We start from the raw sequence: 24,930 nt of genomic DNA, 5'->3' as shown, positions 1-24,930 counted from the left end.
TGAACACTAATCTTGCTCTTGATTTTTACTCACTAAAATACTTGTGCTTTAAATCCTTACCCTGATCGCCCATCTCGTGCAGTTGCGTTTCAATCTTTTCCATTGCTAAGGGCGATGGTTTAGCGCGTCCATTCTCCCATCGGTTGATTGTTGGGTAAGTGACACCTAAAGTAGCTGCAAACTGTTCTTGCGTTAGCCCAGTCAAAAGCCTGAGTTCACGAATGAGCTTGCCAACTTCTGGCTGGTTGATGACTAGGGGCTTTTTTGTGACCATCTAGCTTCTGAACTCAAATAACAAACTTGATGTAACACTTGATATATCATTTGACACATCTTAGCTACACCAAGACTGGTGCGCTCTCCGCAAATACTCGGAAATTTTTTGGCTTAACAAGATTCAACGCAGTTTTGTCCAACTGAAAAGGCATAGAATGCGATAACTTTGTTAAGCTGTGCGGATCGCACCCCATCACCCCAACTAACAAAACTTTCATCCCCGCATGAAATTGCGCGGACTATGGGCTTTCTCTAAGCAGCTTTATTGGTATAAAAGTACTACTTAATTGCAGAAGCACGCAGTCAGGCGCTCACCAGTAAAACGATGATCACCCTTGGCAGTTTGTTGAAGAGTACCAACCATCAATTTGCGTGCCAACGCACAGGCGATCGCATATCATCACCGATTTACAATTAGAATTAGCTTTCAGTCGTGCTGAACAAGTATTGGAAGAACACGACAAGGCTGGTATTAAGGTTATTGGAATTGATGACCCAGAATTTCCACCACAATTAAGAACCATAGCAAATCCTCCATCAGTTCTTTATGTTAAGGCAGATATCAATTGCTTAAAACCAGAACGCTCAGTAGCTGTCATTGGAACTCGCCAGCCTACCGATTATGGTAAAAGAACAGCGGATAGGATTGATCAACGATTCGCAGAGCAAGGTTTGATAGTTGTAAGTGGTTTAGCGCAAGGTTGTGATACTGTTGGTCATCAAGGCTGTTTAGAAGGAAAAGGCCGTACTGTTGCTGTCTTAGCACATAGATTAGATAGAATTTATCCAGCTGAAAATCGAGAATTGGCTCAAAGAATTGTTGAGCAGAGTGGATATCTTGTAAGTGAATATTCAATTGTTAATAATAAGCTATTTAAAAATCAATAAAGATATTTTATTAATGAAGTATGGCTGTTGAAAATTATCTCTTCTCCTACTTCAAAAATTTACAGAGTTAGGCGCCCGCCTTAAGAGCGAAAATAAATGTGCTTGAAACCGTTGAGTTTACGAATTGTTCGTGGTATATCTGTATCCAAAAACAAATTTGGATGCTGTAACCAGCCATGCCACAGAACTACTCAGGTCAAAATCTTCGTGGGTGTTCCTTCAAAGGTCAAAACCTAGCGGGGGCAAGTTTTAGGGGTGCAGATATCCGAGGGGCGGATTTTACTGGTGCTAATCTGAGAGTCTGAGAGGAATAAATTTTAGCCATGCTCAAGCAGGGTTGCAAAAGCGTTGGACTATAAATTTGATTACTATTATCAGAAAAAGATAATCAAATCCGCGGATTAGAGAATATGGTAATGACGGCGTTGGAGCGCCCTAATTTTTATTCAAACACCCAAGTAGGACAGGTAAGTACTATGACTAACAACCCAGGTGGCTTTTCAGTTGGTGGTTCTGTAGGCGGTAATGCTAATAATATCCAAGGTGACGGCAATCGAGCAGTTCAAGGAGATAATAATCAGGCTGTCCTTGGTGATGGTAATCAGGTGACGAAACATAACCAAGTGGGTGCAGATACCGGAGAATCATTCACTAAAGAGGATATTGTCAAATTACTGGCAGAACTTGAAGCTTTAATTCAAGGCGCAGAACTACCAGCAGATACCAAAGAAGAAGTAGTTGAAGATTTGAGTGCAGCTAAAAAAGCCACAGATAAAGAAGAACCAAATAAACAACGTGCATTAGAGCGATTGGGAACTGTGGCAGAAACACTTGAAAAAACGAGTAAGACTGTAGAATCTAGTCAGAAAATCTGGACAACAGCCAAGCCGATTATTGTCAAAATCGCAACTTGGTTAGGTGTGGCGGCTGGTTCTCACCTGTTGGGATTGTAAAACTCATTTATGAGTCAGACACCTCATAACCCTGATGCACAACAGCCTGATGCAAATTTAACGCAGCAGGCTAATAGTTACGCACCTCAAAATTTAGTGCAGGGGAATCAAAACCGCATAGTTCAAGGTAATGAGAACCAATCTGTTCTAGGTGATAATAACACAGTAATTCAAGGTAATAACAATACACAGAATATCAGTTTTATCACCCATAATTATTATGAAGAAGTTAGTAAGGCTTTTATAAAATCTGTCAAAGAGACTAAAAACACTTTACAAAATAAACGAGATGATTTAAATGCGGAACCAGAGAAAGAAGTCAGAACACGACCCAAGCTTAAGCCCAGTCTACGAAAGTATCGATTTGAATATGCAGAAATCGTTAAGCCTTCTAAACTGTTTGGATTACTAAGAAAACCAATCATCAACTCTCATAGAAAGGAATCTAAGTATTTTGTCGAAGATTTAGATGGGGGAGTGGAATTAGAAATGATTGCTATCCCTGATGGAATTTTTTTTATGGGATCATCTGAAGAAAAAAATGCAAATAGATCGGAATTTCCTCAACATCGAGTATCTGTTAATTCCTTCTTTATAGGGAAATACCCCATTACTCAAAAACAATGGAAAGCTGTAGCTTGTTTACCAGAGATAAATCGCCCCTTAGTAGTTGATTGTTCCAAATTCAAGGGAGACAGCTATCCCGTAGAACAAGTTTGCTGGGATGATGCTGTTGAATTCTGCGATCGCCTGTCCCAAAAGACAAATCGGGACTACCGATTGCCCAGTGAAGCTGAATGGGAATATGCCTGTCGTGCTGGAACTACAACTTTATTCCACTTTGGAGACATTATTACTCCTGAGTTGGCAAACTATCAAGATTATAAAGCTCCTAAATCTTCAAGAGAAGTTTTTCATAATCAAACTACTCCTGTTGATAACTTTAAGTTTTCAAATCTCTTAGGGCTATATGATATGCACGGGTTAGTTTGGGAATGGTGCATGGATCACTGGCATGATAGCTACAATAAAGCGCCCAATGATGGTAAAGCATGGGTCAACAATAGAGACAACCAACTTCGTGTAATCAGAGGAGGTTCTTGGGCTGATATTCCAGTAAATTGCCGTTCAGTATCTCGCAAAAAAGCTCGAATTGATGAACAAGGAAATTACCTTGGCTTTCGAGTAGTTTGTTGTTAAATAAATGTTCGTATAAATCAAGCCAAATGAAACAATTTGATGTTTAATAATGTTTCAATTATCTAATAAAAATGAACCCATCTAATCTTATCCCATTGATAATCGCTTTAATTATTGCTGGAATAATTTGGTTTATAATTAAGAATAAAGAAGAGGAAAAAACGACACCTGTTCGTTCCCACAAAAGAACGATAACTGTCAAAGGGCATTCTAGAAGCAAACCCAAATCTAAACCCAAGAGCAAAAATCGTCGTAGTGGTAAACGATGAAACAATGAAAATTGCATGACAATTTCTCTACCATTGCCCTCATTACTCATGCCTCCAACTCCACTATAAACTCATCCAAATGCTTTGACTATCCCTCTTCTGTCACTCTCCGAAAACATTTGCCATTTCTGCATTCTAGAGCTTTTGTATAGCAAGCGATCGCGCGATTATTTTCTAATAACAAATACAAGACCCATTTTTTTCTAATAGTATAGCTTGTATTGATTGCCCCATAAGGCTTACAGCACTTCCAGCAGCTATGAGTGTGATTTGAATCATAAAATAAACTTTTAGCTCAAGATATGCTTCAAAAAGAGTTAACCATTTTATGCTTCAGAAATCAGCGTCAAAGTAGAAAAATCACATCTACCAAGTAATTGCAGCACTTGATGAGGGATTATCGTTGCGTCAGACAGCAACCACTTGCTAGTTAGGAAATGGTGGTTAGCCGATGAGTAATCAACTTGGCAAGTCTGGTAATTGATTATTAGCTATATACAAAATCTCCATTTCGTCATTTGGCACTGCTAACTGATTTGATAACCATTATTTGCAGGTGTAACACATACCACTACAAAGCTAATGCTCCCGTGTTCAGTAAAAAAAGTTACCTCCCATTTATCTCTTTCATCATCCCATTCCATGCCACAAAAGTCATAATCTTTGTATCCTTTTTCAGCCATACCTTCACAAGCTTTCTCAAATATTTTTACCAATTCCTCGGACTGCGTTCTTTTAAGCATATTTTTATTTTTTATCAGCATAGAGGGTAGGAGGCAGAAGGGAATTCCTAAAATGTCGCATCGGTTTCTGTAAATTCAGCCAAATCTTTAAAGCTTGCTACAGCATTCTCTAGGCAATCTGTAAAGCTGCCTACGTAATCATGTCCCAAATTAAAGTTTGGGCTATCTGAAAATCTTATTTCTACCACATAAGTATCCTGAGGGTAAAAAGGAGATTTTCTGATTTCTCCGCTTAGATTTCTAAAAAGTATCTTCATTCTCCATAATTCCCTTTTTGTCACAGGAACGCTAAAAGACTTCTGCTGTGGTTGGGTAGATGCCATCCCTTCCAGCAGAAGCAGAGAATGGAATAGTTTATTTTCTGGAAGTCCCTAAATGGCTGGTTGGTTTACATTTTGACTATACATATTTGAGTCTTCGATAATAACACAATAATGAGAAAATTCATTGAATTCTAATTCATTAATAAAACCCATTAAAGCAAATGGACATTTACAACCCAAAGCTTGTTTTAGAAAATCAGTATTTAGGTGAGATTCTTGGCAGACAATCTCAAAAATCTCTTCGCTAGTTAATTCTAGATTTTCATCTAATTCCAATATTTGTACTTCTATTAAGTTAACTAGCTTTTTAATAGAGAAACAAGTTTCGATTTTGGAAGAGATTGTTAGCTGATTCATCTTAGTAAAGTTTACTACTGAATTTTTTGATGTTCACTGAAGTCCTACAGTATCTCGTTTGGGTTTGCGTTGCCCAACACGTTGGGAAGACTTTTTAGGCGTTTCCTGTTGAGTTGCGGCTTCATCATCAATCGTCTTCTTTTCTACCGTGTGACTGGCGGTAATATTTGTTTCTAGTGGTGTCTCGCTAATTGAAGAATCAGCTGGTTTTATCTTCTTGCGAGTTTGTTTTTTCTTGGGGGCTGGCTCGATAGGAATTTCATCTGGTGTTGTGGAATCCGTTTCATCGGCCGTAGAACTAACGGGCTTTTTACGAGTCCGCTTTGTTGGGGATGGTGGTTTGTCAGATTTCGAGGGCGATGCAACCACATCTGCTGCGCCCTTTGATAAATCCACCGCAGTTTTTGGCACAGATGTAGAACCCATTCCCATCTGTAGCAAATGCCACAAATGTTCACGACGACTTTCCATGTAACTAAGTTTTTGTTCACCCTCAGTAGTATCCAGCGCCATGCGTTCACATTGGGCAAGAGAGAGCGTATGTTCATGGAATTGTTCTAAACTCAGAGTATCGTGTCCATCATGCAATGCCGCCGCCACAGTACGGATGAGCCAGTCCTTAAGTACCCCAACACAACCAATGGAACGTTCATAGAAGTAAAGCCAATGCTGCATTAGTTGCGGAACATCCACATTCATCGGTATTTGCATCAGGAGTGCCAATAATGCGGATTGAAAGTCTTGGCGGTCAAGTTCATTCTGATACAAATAACGCGGAAAATGGATATCCAGTCCCCGGCGGGATGCTTGACCACTTAAATTGCGAAAATTGAGCAGTTCGTAAGTCCCAATCAGAATGTGTAGCACACCCGTAACATTGGTCATGGACTTAATCCAGTCTAACTGGTCTAAAAGCTTACCAGCACTAGCACCAGTCCCAATCTTCATTAAGTGCTGTGCTTCATCCAAAATCACTGCTCGTACACCACGTTTGGTCATTACCTCTTCTAATGCGTGACGCAGTTCAGGCGAATCATTAAACTGTGCTGTTTTAGTACGCCCACGTCCTTTCTTCTCCCAAGTCTGCTCCGCATCAATATCTATCAGCATCCGCCGCTCATAGAATGGTTCTCCCAAAAGTTTAAGTGCAGTGCGGTAATAATCTGCCCGATTAAACACCCCACCATCAGATGGTCGTGTTTCTAATAGCAATAATGGCATCGGGGGCTGACTGCCGTTACGATAGCTCAAGGGGTTGGAAACACCGGATAACGGTTCGGGTACATTTTCATTTAACCGTTTAGCAATCTGTCGAATCATCGTTGTTTTACCCACACCGCTTGGCCCATAAACCAACACATGAGCAAATCCGGCGGGTTCTCGAATCGCACGCATTAACAGCATATCTACCCGTGCTAACTGGGGATGTAAAACTGCATACTCCTTAAACTGAGTAAGTTTGAGGTGCATTTGGTCGCTCCCTTTCCCGGTTAAAAATTTGTCCATTAACGGTATTCCCCTAGTATCGGCAGTCGTGTGAGATCCAACAGTTCAACGTTATTTTGCAGTGCTGGCAATTGTTCGTCATCTTGACTGTGTGCTTCCATAGCCGACTCAAGAATGCTAACTGGGGGGAACTGGGGTACACCTTCCTTATTAGGCGTTAAATTTTCCAGTACCCCAACAGCTTCCAAATCCCGTAATCGTTGCATGAGCAAAGTTTCATGTTCTTGCACTGCCGCGATGAAGTCTGCTAGGCGTTTAGCAGAGATATTTGTACTCACAGCATTACGCTTATCTTGCTGTCTAATTTCTTGGGCTGCTAACAGCACTTCTTTCTCTGTGCGCCCGGCAAAGGTGCTGTAATACTGGGAGATACATTTGACCCATCTTCCCTCCAGGTACGCATAAGCTACACCCATATCAAAAGGGTCATAGCGCACACTGACTTTGGTTTTTTCGACAACCGGATTGCGGAAAGCATCGTTCCAGTAATAAAGATAATTGACTTTAATTCCCTGTCCTGCCTGGACTTTAGCGTTGCCTTTTGGTGTGCTAGGGCGTGTTGCCATGAGGAAGTCTTCGTTGTATGCAATGCGTCGGTGTTCCCTCTCCCCAGTGGCAGCAATAGCGTCGGTATAAACTTGTAATGGTGTCTCACCCAAGGAATCATGTACGCTCGTGTCATAAATGGTGTATGCCCACTCACACAGGTATGTATATAAATCTGCTAATGTCCAAACAGCAAGTTGTTTGGGGTCAACAACCTTGGTTAATTGACGTGGCTGCTTACTGGCTTGGGTGTTGCCCAGTAAGTTAAAGATAAATTCCGTATTGGTTGTACCGAATAATCGCTCAACTACTGAGCCAAAACGGGGTTTAGCACCAGGTCTTGTCTTTTTGATGCAGTGGTAGCGTGCTAATAAGGTATCAAAGTAAACGCTATGAAATTCCTTGCCGCCATCTACAACTACGGATTGGGGAAAACGACCAAAACGCTGGATACACAACCGTAGTGCCATCATGCAAGACCTGTAAGAAGGTGGGTCAAAGGTGAGATAAACTGCTAAGATGCGTCGGGAGTAAGCATCAATCAGTAAGGTCAGCCAAGGTCGTCCTAAGTTCCGACCAGTTACTTGGGAACGTAACTCGATGTCGAGTTGGGTGTGGTCAAGATGGCAGATAGCAAAGGGGCGGTCTCCGTGCCGGGGTGTAGTTTTAGCTAGTTCTAAAACAATCGGTTCGGTTGCGTATGCGGCTTTTGCTCCCTGACGTTTTAATGTCTGCTCATGGATGGGACGCTTTTTTAGCCGAGTATAAAATGTACGCTGACTCAGTGGTGGGATGTTGGCTCTTTCGCAGGCTCTTGTATAGGCGCGATAAACGGAAGCGGCTGGAGCTTGTCTTGGTGTCTCAAAGTGTTCTGTAATAAATTTATCTAGTAAAACGCTGGCATCTGTTGGTGCTTTGGGTAGGCGATTTCCTCTATTATTTGTACGTGGGAGCAACCCAACATAACCGCAACCAAAAGTGGCTTCGGCTTCACGAAACTGTTTGACCCATCGAGACAAGGTGCTTTGAGGTATGTCCTTATATATGTCTGTGCGGTGCTGGAAATATGCTTGTACTAGATGAAATCTACGATTAGCTTTTTGTAGATCCGTAGGCGAGGCAGCATCCATCAATTCACGCACTCTAGAATTTATAGTTGCGTGTGTTTCTGAAGTATGAATGTTGATAGTGCCGCTATTAAATAATTGCAGAAAAAATGCTGTGGGCAATTGCATTGGTTGCCCAACTTCGGGTAAAAGTGTGGTTGTCTTCTCGCCCAAGTTAACTAAAGTCCAAAGTTGTGCGTCCCAGACTAATAAGGTATTGGGCAAAAGTGTTGTGGGAGAGGTGATTTGTTGATGATGCCCAGTTGTCCCTATCGCTAAATGTGTATGAGCAGTATGAGTTTGCTCCGAAGCCCATAGCTGAACTCGCCAATGTTCCACTAGGGGAACTGCATACAAGTCCACGTAGAGTTGCTCTGTGGCAATCATGGCGTAAATATCGTTAGCACGCACTCCCCCGATGGTTGCAAGTGTGGCGGCTATGGTTGTTCCTGGACTGGCTTGAACTGAAGACAGTATTTGTTCTGTAATGGAAAGGGGGACATTGGCGGTGAACCTAAAGTAGTCTTCTAAAAACATTAGGTTCTGGGTGAATATGGGATTTAGTTCGGTATCGGTGCGGACGTGGTATTTGAGTCCAAATGATGTGGCGTAAGTTTCCCCTGGGGGGCAATGCCATGTACCGTCGGCAGTTTTTTGGTAGCGTGAAGGGTATTTTTGGGCTAGTCGTTTTAATTCGGTTTCGGTTTTCCATTCTTCCCAGGCTGCACCTGTCATCCGCAGTACGAAGAAGTCTGGAGTATGATAATGACCTATTTTTCGTCCGTTTTGGTTTTGGTACTGAATTTTAAATGGCGGTGGTTGGTCGTAGAACTCTAACACCTGTGGGTCGTGTTCCATTTGATAAATCGCCCAAAGTTCTACTGTGTAGCTCTCAAATTGAATGGTTTGACCCATTTTGCGACTAGGGTAAACTCCACTGACGTTCTTGGCGCGTCCTTGTACTCTGCGAGAAGGTGGGGCAGCACGAATTGCGGCGATTAGTAAGAGTGTTTGTGCCGTTAGTTGCTGTTGCTTACACCAATGGTCAAATTCATCGTCTGTCATGAGAGTTTTTTATCCAAGAAAAGAGTGTTTCTCTTTGCCAGGAGGCAGTTTTAGGCTTTCAGGACACAAGAAAAAACTACGGAGTCATGGTTTAAAGTGAAGCATATCTTGGAATTTTGAACCATATTTTGAATTAAAAGTTTAAGTTAGCGCAATTTTTTCAGAGATTTTTTGTGCAAGTTTCATTCAATTGTGTTTTTTCAACTCATTTTTTAATTATGCTTCAGAATTTCAACTCTCTCTCATGATTTGATTCAAAGTTTTATGTTGTGATTAGTGAGAAAGCCCGAAATTACGTTAACTCTTTCTCGATTTATGGTTCAAAATTTTTCCCAAATTATGATTCAAAGGACAATGAGGTACATCTTAAAAGCTGAAAGCGATGATAGGAGAGGGGCAAGGAGAAAACTATATTGCATAATAGCCGGAAGCGCTGTATAGCGATCGCACTCCCGGAAAGTGACAGAAGAGGGCTATAGCGGTTCCCACTCAGATGCGGTACAAAATGATATCGCAAGGTGTAGGGGCAATTCATGAATTGCCCCTACGGGTATACCTCACGTGAACGAGAACCGCTATACTGCCTCTAAAGTAATGTTATAAACATCAAAGCAGCTATTGCTCTTGTGGGTAGGCATCACACTTATTTAATCATCATCGCTGGATGGAATTAGAGAAGGAAAATTAATGATAGTTGGAGATGATGGAACGTTCATCTCAACCCCAAAATGCTGGGCAAAGATGGTGGTGTTAAGTGCCAAGACACTACATCAGCCCAAGCGACAGCCAGCAATTTTTGAGCAAATTGACGCTATGCTCATGCGCCAGCAAGAAATGTAAATTAGAAGCAGAAACTAGCTTAAAAATTCTTATAGTCAAAGTTACACCTCTTGGGCGATTGCCTGACCAATACCTTGAGAATTTGCAAAATTTCAAACTGCTCTCTTTTTCATTCTGTAATTGCTACTACCTGTGTTATCGCATATTCACCTTCCTATTTCTTGTTGTCCGTTACTTTTGGTATCCGACAAGTAAACTAGCAAATCACACGGCTGATAATAGCCTGGTAATAGTTAAGTGCTATTCCATCTTCGTTTGTAATATCTAAAAACAATATAGAATTTTCAATCTTGGTATTGTGAAGCATTAGCTATGGATTCTTTAACCGCTTGGTCTAATTCCTCAATTGAACACCCATAAAGCTTACATAATGCTGCTGTCTGATCAATTCTCAGTTTTGGTATAGTACGCCCTTTCTCCCAATTGCGTACAGAAGATTCTCCAACCCCAACTTTACTAGCTACATCGACAGTTCTTAGATTTAACCGCTCTCTTAACTGCTTCATATCCATTACAGTAACTTTACCATTTGCATTACCGCAACGGGTTGACGTTTTTACTTAACACAACTAGAATTAGTAACAGAAAGCCGCTGCACTCAACTTCCAGGAAGAATCGCAACGGCTAACGTCAACCCCTTGCGAGGTCAATATAATCATGACACAACTGCAAGGAGCGATCGTAGTTTTACCTGACAACCAAGCGATCGCCCAATTAGAATTGGAGCAATACATCGAAGAACAGGCCGGCGCCATTGCTCCTTTTGCAATAACTTACAGCTTCGATTACAACCAATTTAAAACACCTGAACTACAAAGCAAAGCCCGAACAACGCTAGGTAACTTCTTAGGGTTTGTCCGCCAGACCTTTGATGGTTTATTAGAAAGTGGTCGAGCTTTACAGCATATCTATTACGACTACATCGCTGTGGGTATTGATGGAAAAAAGATTTTTGAAGCATGGCTGGACTGGTTGGAGTCGTCAAGGCTATCGAACAGTAAATGGAATTTTACATACAGGGATAAACGCTATTGCGGCTTTTGTGTTCGATTTGGCTGTTTCACAACCTACTTCCTAACAACAAATCACATTTTAGAGTTTCGTCTAACAAAGTACAGCTAGCTTCACATAATTGCCACGCAGAGAATACACAAAAATGTATCTATGACCCTTGAGTTGCCGTAATTGCATTTAGGTGAGGGATTTTTTATGAAAAACTATGAAATGCTCAAGAGTCTACCCAAAGAAGGCTTAGAACCAAGGCAATTTCTACGCCACTGTTTTGATATCGCCAAACTTAGTCCCCCCGAACTGCTCGAAGAAGAAACCGACTCACAATACCGCAAAAAATGTATCACTGTACTATGTGCAGTCTTAGGTGTACAAAGACCAACAGTTCGCAAGTGGGGAAGTGACCTCAATTTTGATGGGATACCCAACTACTCCAAAGTTTCACTTGCTTACATTCATACCGCCGAAATCGTGCCAAAGCAGCTTCATAGCATCTTGAGAGGAGAATACAACGCACCGTTCGTAGATGCTCAAACGTTTCTAGAAAAAATACTCCTCGAAGGGTTAAGCGAACAACAAGTACTACAAACTGTCTCTCACGCCAATTTTCGCGCAACTTGTGTCAAAACCCTCACGCAAGTATTACATATTGGCACCAAGTCAGTCCAAGATTGGGGTCAGGATATGTCGTTTCACAAAATGCCCAAAATTCACAAACACACCTTGGGCTATGCCTTGGCTGCTATCTCCAAATCATCATCAAAAAACTTGCAGAAAGCAGCGTGACTTATTCAACTAGTCGAATTAGGAAACTTAGTCTTAGAGATTAAGACCGCGCATACAATATCATGACTACAACAACTTTTGCAAATAAATTATACGTCGAGCAGCATCAGGTAGACTCCAATCCTACCACCCACATAGAGCAAAGTACCCTAGAGTACCTCCATACGGCTTTCCTACTCTACGAGTACAAGCAGACTTACACCAAAAAAGAATATCGCGCACTGTTAGAAGAGTACGGTTGGGATAAGGGCAGTACTGAGTCAAGGCGATCGCTCCGAATTGCCGAGAATTTTCAAGCATTTATCAGTTGCCCCGAACACTTAGCGGTTTTACCAATATCGGTACTACTTCGGTTATGTTCTGTGAACTACAAAATCCTAATTGATGAATTGAAAGATATTCCTATTGGTGGATTGACTTGCGGATTAGTGTTAGAACTGATTGAGAAAAGAAGATTGTTTCTCAAAGCCATGAATCAAGAAAAAAAAGATGGCAACTGGCGAGCAACACCAGATGGAAATAGATATTACACCTTCGGCAAAATTATGGAGGATGACCACCAAACAGGGGTGTTTACCGAGAAGTTAATAGAGGAATTCGGATTGTCACCGCAGCGAATTGTCAGAATGGCGATCGCTGATTTATATGAAAAGCATCAAGCTGAGATAGCCAAGAATGAAATCGGCTCTTTTGAAGAACTAATCCCTTGTGAACAACCTACTAACACCATAGAAGAATTGATTCCTGTCAACGATGAAAGTGTCGTCAACCCAACAAACCTTGAGGTAATGCAGCGAGAACTTGAAACCTTGTGGCAAAGGGATACAGAAGAATATGACTGCGAAGAATACCTGGAAGAACCTGAAGAGTCAAACATTGGCTTTGAAGAAGATGAGATTCAGGCAGTAGAAAGTACATTGGCTGGAATGTTCGGTACAAATGAAGTCCCAGGAACTGATGCAGAAGTCCTCGCAGACATATTGCGGAAAGCTTCAGATTATTCCTCAGTGCGCCGGGGGCTATGGCAATATCAACAAGCTAAAGAAGAAGCTTGGAAGATCCTCTCGGATTCCGAAAGGAAATCTGTATGGCAGATGCTTCCAGAAGCAATCAAAAAGCTTAGTAATGCCAAGCGTGAAGGGTTGATTGTCAACTTTTACGAGATGGAGTCAGGAGGAATATATAAAGTCTTTACTACAGATTACCCATTAATAGAAGAAACAATTAGTAATAGTCGGTTAGACAGATGGTTGGCAGACTTAAAACTCAGGCAGAATTCCGATTGTAATTGACATGTGTTAAAAGCCAAGTGCAAGAAATTAACATTAATTAGAATCTCGATGAACTCAACAGCAACAAACAAAAAAATAGCTGTTAGCCTATTCTCCGGGGTGGGTGGATTTGACTTGGGATTTAAAGCAGCAGGATTTGAAATAGCGATCGCCATTGATAGCAATCCCATCGCCCTAGCAACATACCAACATAATTTCCCGCACGCCACAGTCTTGTGCAAAGACATTCGGGAGGTGACGGCGGAGGAAATACGCGCCCATATTCAGGGGAACTACGTAAATTGGGACGGGGAAATTCATGCCGTTTTTGGTGGGCCACCATGCCAAGGATTTAGTGTTGCCGGACTGCAAAATGTTGAAGATGAGAGAAACTCTTTGGTAGGGGAGTTTGTTCGGCTGGTGTTGGAACTCAATCCTCTTGCAGCAATCATGGAGAATGTGCCGGGGATTGAAAATCAGAAGTTTGGCTGCATTACTGCTAACCTCCAAGCAATGCTAGAAGAACATTATTTCCTTAGCAAATGGAACCTGAACGCTTCAGATTACGGGGTTCCGCAAGCTAGAAAAAGGGTGTTTTTTGTTGCATCTAAGTTTGGAGAAATTATACCGCCGGAGCATCAACCTCAACATACAGTTAGAGATGCGATCGCGGACTTGTTGCCAGTCCCCCTACTCCCCAAGCAAAACACTCAAGAATGGCATCCAGATTGGGTGAAGGGAGAATATGCTAAGTATCTTGAAAAAATATTCCCAAATCTTGGTATAGTAACTAACATTAGAACGGGATTCGCAGCGACAACACATACACCAGAAGTAATTCAGCAATTCATCAACACTCCCCCAGGTGCGAGGGAAGCTAAATCCAAATCAAAAAAGCTGCAATGGGATGGATTCTGCGTGACGTTAAGAGCCGGGAGTGGCAACCGCACCGCATTACGTCCCCTCCATCCAGAACAACCACGGGTTATCTCAGTTAGAGAAGCTGCTCGCTTACACAGTTATCCTGATTGGTTTAATTTTAGTGAGGCAATACTCCACGCCCAAAGAGAAATCGGAAATTCGGTACCCCCATTGCTTGCATATGCTGTGGGAATGCAAGTTAGAGAACATCTAGAATGCAATATCACTTCTCAAATTAAGCACCAAAATTGGCAAAAATGCCTATTTTTACCAATTTGTTGCAATTATAATAATCTACTCGTTTTTGTCAATGAAATGCTGACTTTAAGGAGGTTAAGCAAAATCAGCAAAGAGCGATCGCCTCCACGTCTGGCTAAAAGAAAGCAAAATTTGGTTACTTGCCTTTAGGTCTGGCGGATAATAAATGATTATTTTAACCGCGAATTAATTGTGTGCGTCACTCTGGGCAAGAAGACCACCAAACAGGAGTAATCACATAGGAATTGATTGAAGGCCAAGCGATCGCAGACTATCACGCCAAAATCAAATCTCAAGAAAAAGAGCAGCCGCAAGAAGAGACTGCTGAATCTGAAGTGGTTGTGGTTGAGTCAGGAATACCACAAGAGGAAACATCCTCAACAGAGAGCGAAAAAGCTATAGAAGTTAACTCCAGGCTAAAACAAAACGAACAAACCAGCACCAGTAACGCTACAGAAGAGCCGCCAGTTGAGGAAGACGTATTAATGCTGGCAGAAAAACTCAAATCAGCTACCAGTTACTATCAAATTAGAAGTGCTATATATAGGCATCTGGCTGTTAAAGATGAAGCTTGGAAGCAGCTTTCCCCAGAAGAACAGTTAAGAATTTAAAGATTGTTCCCCCAGGAAGTATTAGCTCTAAAAATCTCTAAATAATCAGGTTTAGTTCTTGATTTATATTAGTTAGAAACTGGTTGGTTTCAAATATTTATTACAGGTGAGGATAAGCCTGTGAGCGTTAGTAATTCAAGCATAATCACTTGGGTATAAGAGCAAGAAAGGCTCAACTGCATAACGTCATAAACCACCACAATTAGCTAACGCCTCAGTTTTCAAAATAATCCTAAAAAACCATAAATGGAATTGTTAGGAAAAATCCCCTCAATTCCTTGCTGTTACCTGATTGAGCTATCTCGTCCGCTTGGTAATGAGAAACATAAAGCTCGTTATTACTTAGGTTCGTGCGCGAACCTCAAGAAAAGATTTCAGCAGCATCTACAAGGGTCTGGATCAGCATTTACTCGTGCTGCGATAGAACGCGGCATCGAATTCAAAATTGTCTATGTGTGGAAGACCTCAAGTAAAAAAGAAGCCCGTCAGCTTGAAATTCAACTTAAGCGATATAAGAACCACGCACGATTATTAAGGAGAGTACAAAATGCCAAAACGAATTCGATACAAACAAGGTAGATACAATTTAAAATGTGCATTACAGGTAAGCTTTTGTTATTAATCCTAATTCTGTATGAAGATGCGCTGACGCGCAAGAAATAACAGTGAGTTTTTCAGATAAACGCTCGTCGGCATTAACTCGATAGTGTAAAAGCTGTCTTAGCCTTGCTTGGGATGTGAAGCGCATTTTTGACGGCATTCCATGAATAGCGATCGCATCTTAACTAGATTTATAGATTAATATAGTACAAAAGTATTGCAATGACTATTTTCCTTTGTCTGCGTAAACTCATATGTCAAAAATTAACCAGATTCAAAACGAACTGCTGAGACTAGATGGTGGAACATTCCAAAAGCTTGCGGATGCTTACCTCTACAAGAGAGGATACGACCGTATCAATCCACTTGGATCTGTAATTGGTGCTGACAAAGTGAGACAAGGAACTCCTGATACATTAGTAGTACTACCTAATGGAAAGTATGTCTTTGCAGAATACACAACACAAAAAGAAGGGGTTACTAACAAGTTTAAGAAAGACCTCAACAAATGTTTTGATGAGTCAAAAACTGGAATATCTGTTGAAAAAATCCAAGAGATAGTTTTATGTCATACCTCTATGCTTTCCCCTGATGAGGAAGATTTACTGAGGGATGAATGCCAGAAGCGAGGAGTAAACCTCAATATCTTTGGTATTGGGCCTATCTCCTATGACCTTTACCAAAAGTATCCAGGCATTGCACGAGAGCAGCTAGGGGTTGAGGTAGATACAGGACAAATTATTGATGTTGATGAATTTGTTAATGCTTATAATAAAAAAGCAGCTACTCCTATTAATACAACTTTTCACTTTCGAGAGGAAGAGTTAGAAGAAGTATTACAAGGGTTAGAGAAGAGTAATCTTGTTATTGTATCTGGAAAAGCAGGGGTAGGTAAATCTCGACTGGCACTCGAATGTTGCAATCGATTTTTAGCAAGTCACCCTGAATATCAAGTTCGATGTATTTTTCTTCGAGGAGCAGATATTTTTGAGGATCTACGGGTTTATTTCTCAGAACCTGGTTGTCACCTGATCTTGGTAGATGATGCCAATCGGGTCAATTCATTTGACTACTTCATTGATCTGCTTCATAACCAACGTGAGGATCAAAAAATCAAGGTTATTGCTACTGTTCGAGATTATGCCTTTGAAAAAATTCAGAAATTATCGTGTTCTTATAATAATTGGGCTGGCGTAGAGCTAAACTCTTTGGACGAAAATCAGATAAAGCAGATTCTTAAGGACGAGTATGAAATTATTAATCCTCTCTATCTCCACAGAATTGCTGACATTGCACAAGGAAATCCTCGTCTTGCAATCATGGCTGCACTATTAGCAAAGCAAGAAAATAGGCTTGACAGTATTAATAATGTATCTAATCTTTATGATGAATATTACTCTTCAGTCCGAAGAGATTTGCACGAACTAGGTGATGAAAATCTCTTAAAAGCTGCTGGAATCATTGCATTTTTCAGGACAGTAGATCGCTCAGACGAAAACATGATGAAGGCAATTGAGACAGCATTCACTATTAGCCAGAAAGTTTTTTGGAAGGCTGTTCGCCAGCTACATGAAACAGAATTGCTCGATATGTATGAGAACGAGATTGTGCGAGTTTCTGACCAAGTTCTCGCTACATATCTTTTTTACCTTACCTTCTTTAAAGATAGATTACTTAAGTTTGCTACTCTCCTAACTCATTTTTTTCCTCAGCTTCAGTATCGACTTGTTGACGCTCTCAATCCTGTTTTAAATACCTTTGATAGTGAAAGAGTTATAGAAGTAATGCGTCCACACGTTAATCAAGCATGGGAAATATATAAAAATGCAGGAGACGAAAAAAATCTGATGCACTTTATACAAGTTTTCTGGTTCCTCAAGCAAACAGACATCCTTGTATATATACATAACCGCATTTCCTCAATGGAACCGGAATTAGTAGACCTCTCTCAATTGGAAATTGAGCCTAACTCTAATATTCCATCACCTTCTATCCTCAGCACACTAGGGTTATTCAACAATTCAGATGAGAGTAATCTCAAAATAGCGTTAGATATTCTTTTACAATACGCCACAAAACGACCTACTGAAATACCGCAAGTGCTTTACCTTCTGACTGAACAATTTGGGTTTGATCACGAATCTTATCGTTATGGTTTTGCCATTCAGGAGATAGTAATTGATGTACTGTGGGAACGAGTTAAAAATGGTAAAGATGTATTATTCTCAAAGCTATTTATCGCTGTAGCTAAACATTACCTTTTTACAGAATTTGATACTACTAGAATGAAAGGGAGAGCGATAAACATCTTTAAATTCACCTTACCACAAATACCGGAACTATCTGAACTTAGACAAAAAATTTGGCAGAGGGTATTCCAACTTTATCAAGTGGCTATTCTCAAGGAAGATGTGCTTAACCTTCTTCACAATTACAGTACATCAGGTTATAAAGTTTCGGTAGATGAAATAATTGCCCAAGATTCATCTGAGGTGCTTCCTTTTATTGAGTCATATTTAGATGCCAGCAGCTATTCTAATTGCTTGATTATTCAAAGCTATTTAGATCATTTAGAACGTCATAATGTGCCATTTGGTGAAAATTTGCATGAACGTTTTACTAATAAAACCTATGCTCTGTCTGAAATTCTTTTTTATGATTCTTCAGAAAGACTACACCGCAATATAACAAATAAGGAAAATGAGCGACTTATTGAAAACTTCTTGGTCAACTATAGCTTTGAGGAGGAAGAGCGACTTAAGCAACAAAAAATTCAAGACTTCTTTGTAAACTACAACTTGGAAGACTACAAGCAGTTCTTTAATCAATGCCTTGAGATTCAGCAAGAAACAGGTCGTCTAAAACATAATGCATACTATTTTCCAAGCCAAGTAGCTAGAGTGTTTATTGCTCTGGCTGATCGAGATCCCCAATTATATATTGATGTTATGAAATATTACCTAAGTTGGGGGGAGCAACTGAAGATTAATGACCTTAGACTGATTAATTATCTAATTCATATTTTAGATGTTGACAAGACTTATGAAATTATTAATCAAGCTGATTATCCTTCAAAACGGAAGTGGTTATTTAACTTTTATCGTTTATTACCTCAAGAACTAATTAGAGAAGAGCATCTAGATCAACTTTGTAACCTCTATAAAGAAAGTCAGACTAATGAAGTGCCAGACGATTTGAACTTTATTTTAAAATATTGTGCCTTAGAAAAGGGTATCTTGGTCAAGATAGTAAAAATTCTGCTAGAAGTTGGCAATGATAACTACAAGAATTATCCACTATCATGCTTATTCAATAAATATGAATACGAATCTAATACACTTTTATTATTTAATTGTTTTGATAACCAATTTAATATATTAAAGGAAGCTTATCTTCAAGTATTGAAGCACGATCGGCACATGGATGATAATGGGCTATACTTTGTTTATATTCTAAACCGCAATCCAGAATTTATTTTTGAATATATCGATTGGATTTACCAGCAGCAAGATTACTCATATCATCGAAATGATAGACAAGATTATTCATTCCTCTGGAGATATGACAACTATGATAAATTAATGAGCCAGATAATAGAATATATTTATAATCGGAATCGAGAACAGCTTAGCTTACGATCTATTAGAGTTAGCAATTTTTTATTCTTAATGCAAATGGAAAAGACAATGAAATTTTGTGGGAACGCCAAGATAAACTTTTGATAGCATTAGTCATATCTAAGTACAAAGAAATTGAGTTTATTCAATTTATATCTGACATAGTTATAAACTTCTCGTATGAGAGAAGGCGTTCATTTATTGACTGCTTTATCAAACACAACAAAAACTTCGAGGACTTTGAAAAACTTCGTCTAGAACCAAGTTCTTGGGGTTGCTCAGGCAGTTGGGTTCCCGTATATCAAAAGCGTGTTGAGTACTTAGAGTCACTCCTTCCGCTTTTCAATAGTGTAGATTTTCTCCAACATAAGCAATACGTAGAGCAAAAAATTCAGTTGATACGGGAAAATATTGAAATAGAAAAGAAACGGGACTTTATACAGGATTAGGTTACAATCCTATTCTTAGTTATCGAGAATTGTTACCATAAAAATTAGCTGTAAATTTATATGACCAAGGTTGCAAGCCCCGTTTCTACTGGAGGTGGTGGAAGTGACTACGAAAAGCGTGTTGGTGCTTACTATTTAGCAGCGCTGTTGCTTGGTTCCGTTCCCCGTGGTTTAGAGGCGGGTATTACACGGGAAGTACGTTTTCAACGCCTTTTTGAGGGAGAACCCTTAGACGACCTTGTTATCATTGCAGACCTGACCATTGGTGACGCCAAACTTGCGCTCCAAGTCAAGCGTGACCTCACCTTTGGTGAGAAAGACGAGACATTTGATGAAGTCATACTTGCTTGCTGGCAGACATTTAAGTCCCCTAAATTTAACATTGGAATTGACCGTTTTGGTATTGTTGTTGCACTTTATTCAAAAAATATAGATGAAAATTACCAAAGTGTTCTCAGCTGGGCACGTAACAGTGCTAATGCTGGCGATTTTCTGACTAGAATTGCCCAACAAGGATTATCGAATAAAGAACAGCGTAAGTTTGTTGAATTGATACGCAAAAAATTAGATAGTTACAAGGGCAGCAATGTTAGTGATGACGAGCTATGGCAATTCCTGCGCTCGATGGTCATTCTCTACTTTGACTTTCAACGCGAGGGGTCACGTGATTACACTTATACTGTCGAGATAATTAGCCACTTACTAAATCCAGAGAAAAAAGCTGATTTTCCCCAACTTTTTGCTCAACTTGTTGAGTATGCAGCAGAAGCAAATCGAACTGCTGGCAGTTTTAATACAGAAACACTTAGACAAAGACTACAATCGCATTTTGCCCTAGTTCCATCTCCAGACTGCCGTGCTGACCTACGAAAGTTGCAGCAGGAAGCAGAATTTGTGTTGCAAGACATACGTACTGATATTGGTGGTCTTACCCTCAGCCGAACTAACCTAGTCGCTGCTGCTAGAGAAATGATACGAGAAACAAGACTGCTGGAATTGGTTGGCTCGCCTGGTGCTGGTAAATCTGCTGTGTTGAAAGCACTGGTTGAAATTCAACAGGGAGAGGGGCCTGTAATTTTGTTCGCAGGCGATCGCATTAACGGTACAGGCTGGAGTAGTTATGCTAGCGACCTACAACTGACTCAACCCTTAGCTAAATTACTATTAGCAGCCAGTAGCAGTCCTCAACCCTCAATTTTTATTGACGGTATTGATAAGATTTTTGATTCTGGCAGACGCAAGGTTGTAAATGATTTGCTCCGTAGTCTGGCCAATTTTCCTCTAAGTGAAGATGGCTCTCGACACTGGATAGTTGTTGTTTCACTGAGAGAGGAAAACCTTCAAGAGGTTCATACTTGGATCGATTTGAGAGCTTTGGGAAAACCAAAAACGCTAGCAATACCAGAATTAACAACCGAAGAACTACAAAGCATTATCGAGCATAGCCCTCGCTTAAAGCCACTTTTATTACTGACTCAACTGGAAGCAGTAATTAAAAATCCATTTATGCTAAGTCTACTGGAAGACCAACGAATGCTCCCAGATTCAGAACCACTACCGCCAATTGCTACAGAGATAGAAGTCAGTGAGGTTTGGTGGGAAAGGGTTGTAGGCGAAGTAGATAAAGACCGTGTTCTTGGTATTGCGAAACGACAAGCACTTTTGAAACTGGGCAGACAAGTTGTTAACTTACCAGGAAATCGCCTTTTGGTTGACGAAATATCTCCTGATGCCCTTATTTCTCTTGAATCTGACCAAATAATTTCGCGAGTCCCGCGCCGGGACGTGTATCGTTTCCGTCATGATTTGCTGGAAGATTGGGTAATTTGTCGGATTTTAGACCAAAATCGGGAACAATTGGTTTCCTATCTTCAAAAAATTGGTCAGCCAATAGGATTATTTCGGGCTGTTCAACTATTGGGAGCTTCTCTGCTTGAAAAAAATGAAACTGACACCTGGGTGCAGTTAGTCAGAGATGTTGAACAAGCAAATGACCTGTCTTCTAGATGGCGACAGGCTCTACTCACTGCTCCCCTAATTTCGCCTCGTGCGCCCGATTTGCTTGACCAAGCAGAGCCACTACTTGTATCAGATGATGCTCAACGTTTGACACAATTGCTAGTGGCACTGAGGACTGTAGAAGTAAATCCTGATTTTTCACTGTTGCCTTTTTTACAAGAACCGAATAAGCCTCTTAATGAGTTGCTCCCAATTTTAATGCTCAACCCTATTCCTGTATGGCAGGTTTGGTTACCAATGATGGAGTGGCTTGTCCCACGCTTAAATAAGTTACCCAGTTCTATTCGACCAGAAGCAGCCAAACTGATGGAAATATGGCAAACTAAAACACCAGTTGGCTCAGTTTATCGGAGAGAAATTGGAGAACTAGCAGTTGCTTGGCTGAAAGAAGTTGAGAGGAATTATAGACGTGACTAGAGATGATTACGAAAAACAATTAAGAAAAATTGTGCTTCATTCAGCCGATATTATTCCGGAGAAAGTAGCGGAATATCTTCAGGAAGTTGCTAAATACGGCTATACAGATACCAAAAAGGAAATCCTCAAAGAATATAAACCCTTAGTCGATCATATTCCTAAAGCATTTGTTGATTTTGCACTTGATATTTTTATTAAAAAGCCCAGAATGCGAAGACTTCCACCTCCAGTTACAAGTGATAATTTTGAGGAAGCAGAAAATTCCAATTTGATAAAAAATTTGCCATCTTATCTGTTTGAGGAAATAGTTACTAGCCATGATTATGAACCTTTGGATTTCGGCAAATTAGGAATTGAAGACTTCATGGGATTTTTGCCACCATCTCATGTCCAAGGATCATTTTTATATCTTCTTCAAAAAAATGAAGATGAAGGGCTGCGGCTAGTTCAAACTTTGACTAATTTTGCAGTATCCGAATGGCGGAAACGAGAACAAAAAGCTCGAACCGATGAAAGTAGTAGAACGCCTTTACCTGTAATAATTGATTTATCATCACAGGCACATGAGTTTTGGGGTAATGCAGATATTTACTGTTGGTATAGAGGTACAAGTGTCGGGCCGTATCCAGTTATTTCGGCACTAATGGCTTTGGAAGTATGGATGGAGAGACAAATTGAGGCTGGCAGAAATGTAGAAGAACTTTTCCATAAAGTTTTATTGGGAAGTGACTGCGTAGCAGTGTTAGGTATTTGCGTAACTCTTGCTCTTGCATATCCAGAAAAATGTTTGAAAGCAATACTACCTATTGTCTCTGCTCCTGCTATATGGCGAATGGATATATACCGTTTAGCTCATGAGGATGATAATCCATCTAGATTTCCTTGGGAACAAGATAAATTGATATACAGGCTAATTGATGAGCGAAATCAAAAGCCACATCGAAAGGTTGATATTCGCGCACTTGCTATGCAGTATATGTTGTCTGGAGATGACTCTCTATGTATTCCTTTTCAAGAAGCTGTTGCTAAGTTTACTGATAAACTTCCTTTTCGTTACAAACAAGAAGAAGAAAATTTAGAAATTATTGCTGCTCTTCGAGAACAAATGGAGAACTATCAAGCTTTTGGTAATTTAGATAACTATTTTTGGGTGCAACATGGTAATCAATGGTTAGTTCAGGTTGAAGCACCTCAAGCAATTAGAGAACGTAACCAGGAACAGCTTGCTGCAAATTTGGAGTGGCAACGCTGGTTCAGTTTGAGTATGTGGGCACAGAAAACTATAAAAATAGGTCAAGCCGAAGAGAGAATGACTTTGGAGGAAGCAGTTGCAGCTGCTAAAGGATTCCAAAAAACTGACGATTTTTCTGTAAAATACGAGAGCGATCAACCTGATGCTAATCGTTTACGAGCGATCGTTGGTGTTGCGGCTGCGATTCTTGTTGCTGATTTTGAATGGACAAAAGCACAAGGTTTAATTACATGGAGTCGTGGCATTTTGCTTGCAGCAGCTCGCTTACCTTATCAAGGATATGTATATAATCGTTTTCCTGCCGACCCCAAAGTATCTGCTGGACGTGGACTAGGCATACTTGTTACCCATAGTTCAGCCGATCAAGATGTGCGGGAGGTAATTCTTAAGCTTATTAGTGACCCACAACAGCAAGTAGTTCAAGCAGCTTTTCGTGGCATATATGAGGCATGGATGGTCGATGAAGTATTGTGCTGGAATGCTCTTAACCTTGGTATTTCGTTATGCTTAGAACCGATAAACATTGCATTCGGAAGCCCTGGTAGTGACTTTGGTACAAGTTTTGCTGAAAAAGAAAAATGGCAACTCAATCTGCTGCAAACTAGTCTAGATAATTTAAGTAAAAATACACTTCCAATAATAAGAGTGCCTTCAAGAAAAGATGCAGTTTTTTTGCATGATTTAGCTCAAAATGTTCTTCATGCTCTCCCCTTTCCAGAGTTGCTTAAAAAGCCGACAAGCAAACAAAATATTCTTCAGGTCACCGATGATTTAATGGCTTGGACAATTGAAGAAAATACACCGAATGAGAATGATTCTGACTGTTCATCTCAAATTACTTTCGAGTGGAATCGTTTTTTCCTGAGATGGGTCTCATGCCTGGCACAGTCACTAAATTTTGAAGAAATACATAACCATTTGTTGACTCCTCTACAAAATTGTTGGTCAAAAGCACCTAATCTTACAACAAACCTTCTCAGTGGTTTTATTGATTACCACATTGGATATGTAGAACCATTAACAAGGAAGGCTCAATTAGGATGGAAAGAAATATGTAACTGGGTGCTTGATAGTCCCGAAGTCAAGAAAGAAGCAAATAACTATTTTTTAAGTAACGAAATATCTGATGCCTTATCGCGTATTGTATTTGTCGAGCACGGTAAGTGCTGGTTTGAGGAACAATGGTCTCATGCGGCTTTATTCTCCGACATTATAGAAAAGTGGGTCAAAGTTATTGGACATAACCCCCAGGCTTTCAGCTACCTGATAACAATGTTGAGCAGTTCAGTATGGCAATTTGCACCAGAACCTACACTGGGATGGCTAACTCAATGTGTAAACGCAAGTACTCATCCACTTTGGCAAGAACGAGATAACGGCGAGAGAACAGCCGAATTGCTGCAACGGATATGGAATAATTTTGAAAAACAAATTAGGGAGCGCACAGCTACTTTGCAACATTACTCTGACCTAGTGTATCGACTAGTAGATGCAGGTGTACCCTTGGCTGGTTTGCTACGGCAAAAATTAGAGCAACGATCAAAGTAGGCTGAATTGAAACGATTACGGATCAACCCAGAGTCTTGTTTGAGGGTGAAAGAGATAGTAAGCAAATGTTCAGGATGCGTAAACACGTAGCAGCTTGG

Annotated in this window: 22 protein-coding genes; 14 read left to right on the top strand and 8 right to left on the bottom strand. The window is 40.3% G+C overall.

Annotation, left to right across the window (positions count from 1 at the left end):
• Positions 1-25 precede the first annotated feature (25 nt).
• A complete protein-coding gene (locus tag A4S05_RS24465) occupies positions 26-274 on the bottom strand; it encodes a helix-turn-helix domain-containing protein (RefSeq protein ID WP_069072370.1) in 249 nt (82 codons plus the stop codon).
• Positions 275-648: 374 nt separating this feature from the next.
• Here A4S05_RS24465 and A4S05_RS24460 point away from each other — a divergent pair, with 374 nt between their 5' ends.
• The 4 genes from A4S05_RS24460 to A4S05_RS43570 all read left to right on the top strand — a co-directional run bounded on the left by A4S05_RS24460 (position 649) and on the right by A4S05_RS43570 (position 3,317).
• Entirely contained in the window at positions 649-1,164 is a 516-nt protein-coding gene (locus A4S05_RS24460) for a DNA-processing protein DprA (protein ID WP_069072369.1), read from the top strand.
• 176 nt (positions 1,165-1,340) lie between these two features.
• Entirely contained in the window at positions 1,341-1,469 is a 129-nt protein-coding gene (locus tag A4S05_RS43575) for a pentapeptide repeat-containing protein (RefSeq protein ID WP_256091135.1), read from the top strand.
• A gap of 171 nt (positions 1,470-1,640) precedes the next feature.
• Positions 1,641-2,117, top strand: a complete 477-nt coding sequence (locus tag A4S05_RS24455; RefSeq protein WP_256091134.1) for a hypothetical protein — start codon at positions 1,641-1,643, stop codon at positions 2,115-2,117.
• Between the two features lie 9 nt (positions 2,118-2,126).
• Complete coding sequence (locus tag A4S05_RS43570) at positions 2,127-3,317, top strand: formylglycine-generating enzyme family protein (RefSeq protein ID WP_256091133.1); 1,191 nt, start codon at positions 2,127-2,129, stop codon at positions 3,315-3,317.
• Between the two features lie 58 nt (positions 3,318-3,375).
• Here the strand turns inward: A4S05_RS43570 and A4S05_RS24445 are convergent, their stop codons facing one another.
• The 6 genes from A4S05_RS24445 to A4S05_RS24420 all read right to left on the bottom strand — a co-directional run bounded on the left by A4S05_RS24445 (position 3,376) and on the right by A4S05_RS24420 (position 9,232).
• Positions 3,376-3,636, bottom strand: coding sequence for a hypothetical protein (locus A4S05_RS24445; protein WP_069072367.1), 261 nt, complete (start codon positions 3,634-3,636; stop codon positions 3,376-3,378).
• Between the two features lie 477 nt (positions 3,637-4,113).
• A complete protein-coding gene (locus tag A4S05_RS24440; RefSeq protein ID WP_141699793.1) occupies positions 4,114-4,329 on the bottom strand; it encodes a hypothetical protein in 216 nt (71 codons plus the stop codon).
• Between the two features lie 47 nt (positions 4,330-4,376).
• Positions 4,377-4,652, bottom strand: a complete 276-nt coding sequence (locus tag A4S05_RS24435; RefSeq protein WP_069072365.1) for a hypothetical protein — start codon at positions 4,650-4,652, stop codon at positions 4,377-4,379.
• 48 nt (positions 4,653-4,700) lie between these two features.
• Positions 4,701-5,009, bottom strand: coding sequence for a hypothetical protein (locus tag A4S05_RS43565; RefSeq protein WP_069072364.1), 309 nt, complete (start codon positions 5,007-5,009; stop codon positions 4,701-4,703).
• 33 nt (positions 5,010-5,042) lie between these two features.
• Entirely contained in the window at positions 5,043-6,515 is a 1,473-nt protein-coding gene (locus A4S05_RS24425; RefSeq protein WP_069072363.1) for an ATP-binding protein, read from the bottom strand.
• Positions 6,515-9,232 (bottom strand): TnsA endonuclease N-terminal domain-containing protein, encoded by a 2,718-nt coding sequence (locus tag A4S05_RS24420; RefSeq protein ID WP_069072362.1) that lies wholly within the window; start codon positions 9,230-9,232, stop codon positions 6,515-6,517. The genes A4S05_RS24425 and A4S05_RS24420 overlap by 1 nt, the downstream gene beginning before the upstream one ends.
• A gap of 687 nt (positions 9,233-9,919) precedes the next feature.
• Between A4S05_RS24420 and A4S05_RS41955 the strand changes: the two genes are divergently transcribed.
• Complete coding sequence (locus A4S05_RS41955) at positions 9,920-10,072, top strand: hypothetical protein (protein ID WP_176727087.1); 153 nt, start codon at positions 9,920-9,922, stop codon at positions 10,070-10,072.
• A gap of 284 nt (positions 10,073-10,356) precedes the next feature.
• On the opposite strand, the gene A4S05_RS24415 is transcribed toward A4S05_RS41955, so the two are convergent.
• Entirely contained in the window at positions 10,357-10,578 is a 222-nt protein-coding gene (locus tag A4S05_RS24415) for a helix-turn-helix transcriptional regulator (RefSeq protein WP_224311777.1), read from the bottom strand.
• 151 nt (positions 10,579-10,729) lie between these two features.
• Here A4S05_RS24415 and A4S05_RS24410 point away from each other — a divergent pair, with 151 nt between their 5' ends.
• The 9 genes from A4S05_RS24410 to A4S05_RS24365 all read left to right on the top strand — a co-directional run bounded on the left by A4S05_RS24410 (position 10,730) and on the right by A4S05_RS24365 (position 24,832).
• Positions 10,730-11,194, top strand: coding sequence for a hypothetical protein (locus A4S05_RS24410; RefSeq protein WP_069072361.1), 465 nt, complete (start codon positions 10,730-10,732; stop codon positions 11,192-11,194).
• An 87-nt stretch (positions 11,195-11,281) separates the two neighbouring features.
• The gene (locus A4S05_RS24405) at positions 11,282-11,869 is read left to right on the top strand and encodes a hypothetical protein (protein ID WP_069072360.1); all 588 of its coding nucleotides are present in this window, start codon (positions 11,282-11,284) and stop codon (positions 11,867-11,869) included.
• A gap of 62 nt (positions 11,870-11,931) precedes the next feature.
• On the top strand, positions 11,932-13,161 hold the full coding sequence (locus tag A4S05_RS24400; protein ID WP_069072359.1) for a hypothetical protein: 1,230 nt from the start codon (positions 11,932-11,934) through the stop codon (positions 13,159-13,161).
• A gap of 48 nt (positions 13,162-13,209) precedes the next feature.
• The gene (locus A4S05_RS24395; RefSeq protein ID WP_069072358.1) at positions 13,210-14,469 is read left to right on the top strand and encodes a DNA cytosine methyltransferase; all 1,260 of its coding nucleotides are present in this window, start codon (positions 13,210-13,212) and stop codon (positions 14,467-14,469) included.
• 95 nt (positions 14,470-14,564) lie between these two features.
• Positions 14,565-14,930 (top strand): hypothetical protein, encoded by a 366-nt coding sequence (locus A4S05_RS24390; protein ID WP_256091132.1) that lies wholly within the window; start codon positions 14,565-14,567, stop codon positions 14,928-14,930.
• 246 nt (positions 14,931-15,176) lie between these two features.
• Positions 15,177-15,509: a GIY-YIG nuclease family protein gene (locus A4S05_RS24385; protein ID WP_256091131.1), complete on the top strand. Its 333-nt coding sequence runs from the start codon at positions 15,177-15,179 to the stop codon at positions 15,507-15,509.
• 275 nt (positions 15,510-15,784) lie between these two features.
• Positions 15,785-19,252 (top strand): nSTAND3 domain-containing NTPase, encoded by a 3,468-nt coding sequence (locus tag A4S05_RS24380; RefSeq protein ID WP_069072357.1) that lies wholly within the window; start codon positions 15,785-15,787, stop codon positions 19,250-19,252.
• Between the two features lie 404 nt (positions 19,253-19,656).
• Complete coding sequence (locus tag A4S05_RS24370) at positions 19,657-22,032, top strand: nSTAND1 domain-containing NTPase (protein ID WP_069072355.1); 2,376 nt, start codon at positions 19,657-19,659, stop codon at positions 22,030-22,032.
• A complete protein-coding gene (locus tag A4S05_RS24365; RefSeq protein WP_069072354.1) occupies positions 22,025-24,832 on the top strand; it encodes a hypothetical protein in 2,808 nt (935 codons plus the stop codon). Before A4S05_RS24370 ends, A4S05_RS24365 begins: the two co-directional genes overlap by 8 nt.
• The last annotated feature ends 98 nt before the right edge of the window (positions 24,833-24,930 follow it).

It is taken from the genome of Nostoc sp. KVJ20, from assembly GCF_001712795.1.
GTDB lineage: Bacteria > Cyanobacteriota > Cyanobacteriia > Cyanobacteriales > Nostocaceae > Nostoc.
The sequence above is the reverse complement of the archived record's forward strand: the minus strand, read 5'-3'. Positions and strand labels throughout refer to the sequence as shown.

What these genes read in the sequence shown, in the direction of transcription:
- A4S05_RS24465 (WP_069072370.1), bottom strand. Translation starts at nt 274, where the DNA reads ATGGTCACAAAAAAGCCCCTAGTCATCAACCAGCCAGAAGTTGGCAAG.
- A4S05_RS43575 (WP_256091135.1), top strand. Translation starts at nt 1,341, where the DNA reads ATGCCACAGAACTACTCAGGTCAAAATCTTCGTGGGTGTTCCTTCAAA.
- A4S05_RS24455 (WP_256091134.1), top strand. Translation starts at nt 1,641, where the DNA reads ATGACTAACAACCCAGGTGGCTTTTCAGTTGGTGGTTCTGTAGGCGGT.
- A4S05_RS43570 (WP_256091133.1), top strand. Translation starts at nt 2,127, where the DNA reads ATGAGTCAGACACCTCATAACCCTGATGCACAACAGCCTGATGCAAAT.
- A4S05_RS24445 (WP_069072367.1), bottom strand. Translation starts at nt 3,636, where the DNA reads ATGAGTAATGAGGGCAATGGTAGAGAAATTGTCATGCAATTTTCATTG.
- A4S05_RS24440 (WP_141699793.1), bottom strand. Translation starts at nt 4,329, where the DNA reads ATGCTTAAAAGAACGCAGTCCGAGGAATTGGTAAAAATATTTGAGAAA.
- A4S05_RS24435 (WP_069072365.1), bottom strand. Translation starts at nt 4,652, where the DNA reads ATGGCATCTACCCAACCACAGCAGAAGTCTTTTAGCGTTCCTGTGACA.
- A4S05_RS43565 (WP_069072364.1), bottom strand. Translation starts at nt 5,009, where the DNA reads ATGAATCAGCTAACAATCTCTTCCAAAATCGAAACTTGTTTCTCTATT.
- A4S05_RS24425 (WP_069072363.1), bottom strand. Translation starts at nt 6,515, where the DNA reads ATGGACAAATTTTTAACCGGGAAAGGGAGCGACCAAATGCACCTCAAA.
- A4S05_RS24420 (WP_069072362.1), bottom strand. Translation starts at nt 9,232, where the DNA reads ATGACAGACGATGAATTTGACCATTGGTGTAAGCAACAGCAACTAACG.
- A4S05_RS41955 (WP_176727087.1), top strand. Translation starts at nt 9,920, where the DNA reads ATGATAGTTGGAGATGATGGAACGTTCATCTCAACCCCAAAATGCTGG.
- A4S05_RS24415 (WP_224311777.1), bottom strand. Translation starts at nt 10,578, where the DNA reads ATGAAGCAGTTAAGAGAGCGGTTAAATCTAAGAACTGTCGATGTAGCT.
- A4S05_RS24410 (WP_069072361.1), top strand. Translation starts at nt 10,730, where the DNA reads ATGACACAACTGCAAGGAGCGATCGTAGTTTTACCTGACAACCAAGCG.
- A4S05_RS24405 (WP_069072360.1), top strand. Translation starts at nt 11,282, where the DNA reads ATGAAAAACTATGAAATGCTCAAGAGTCTACCCAAAGAAGGCTTAGAA.
- A4S05_RS24400 (WP_069072359.1), top strand. Translation starts at nt 11,932, where the DNA reads ATGACTACAACAACTTTTGCAAATAAATTATACGTCGAGCAGCATCAG.
- A4S05_RS24395 (WP_069072358.1), top strand. Translation starts at nt 13,210, where the DNA reads ATGAACTCAACAGCAACAAACAAAAAAATAGCTGTTAGCCTATTCTCC.
- A4S05_RS24385 (WP_256091131.1), top strand. Translation starts at nt 15,177, where the DNA reads ATGGAATTGTTAGGAAAAATCCCCTCAATTCCTTGCTGTTACCTGATT.
- A4S05_RS24380 (WP_069072357.1), top strand. Translation starts at nt 15,785, where the DNA reads ATGTCAAAAATTAACCAGATTCAAAACGAACTGCTGAGACTAGATGGT.
- A4S05_RS24370 (WP_069072355.1), top strand. Translation starts at nt 19,657, where the DNA reads ATGACCAAGGTTGCAAGCCCCGTTTCTACTGGAGGTGGTGGAAGTGAC.